Annotated in this window: 1 protein-coding gene; it reads right to left on the bottom strand. The window is 72.6% G+C overall.

The genetic code is table 11. The features are described 5' to 3' along the window. Nucleotides 1–529, bottom strand: a 529-nt coding sequence (locus BZL64_RS38285) for a PspC domain-containing protein (RefSeq protein ID WP_425276116.1), incomplete at its 3' end; no start/stop codon positions are given. Nucleotides 530–615: the final 86 nt, after the last annotated feature.

The following is a 615-nucleotide window of genomic DNA, read 5'->3' as shown; positions in this document are numbered from 1 at the left end:
CCGGCCGTACGGGGCGTGTATGTGCCGGCGGTAATGCGCGTGCTCGGTGAGGTCGACGTCGACGGAGGACACGAAATCCGGGGCGTGGGAGCCCCCGGGGCCCCAGAGATACCCCGTGCCGCCGTCGTGGGTGCCGTCCTTGACGATGGGGTCGCGCCACCNNCTGGGCGGCGAGCGGGTCGGCGTCACAGGCCTCTCGGTGCCGCGACCAGTAGGCGGCGCCGGCCAGCAGGAGCGAGAGGACGACGGCGAAGGTGAGGACCCCGCCGTTCCTGAGCATCGACAGGAACACCCCGCAGCCGACCAGCGCGAACAGCACGGCTGTGAGGGCCTGACCGTCGACCCGGCCGGTCAGCAGCTTGCGCACCTCGTTCTGGCCGTCGTCGGTGTAGGGGACGAACAGCCAGGCGAAGCCGTAGAAGATCAGGCCGATGCCGCCGGTCGCGGAGAGCACGGCGAGCGTGATCCGGAAGATCACCGGGTCCATGTCGCACTGCCGCCCCAGGCCGGAGCACACGCCGGCGAGCATCTTGTGCTCGCGGTCGCGGCGGAACCGGTGCGGCGGGTGCTCACCGGCGGGCGGGACCGCCGCGTCGGGTGCGGTGCTCCCGCCCG

The organism is Streptomyces bobili (assembly GCF_002154575.1).
Lineage (GTDB): Bacteria > Actinomycetota > Actinomycetes > Streptomycetales > Streptomycetaceae > Streptomyces > Streptomyces bobili.
Note: the sequence above shows the minus strand (reverse complement) of the source record. Positions and strands in the feature narration are given on the sequence as shown.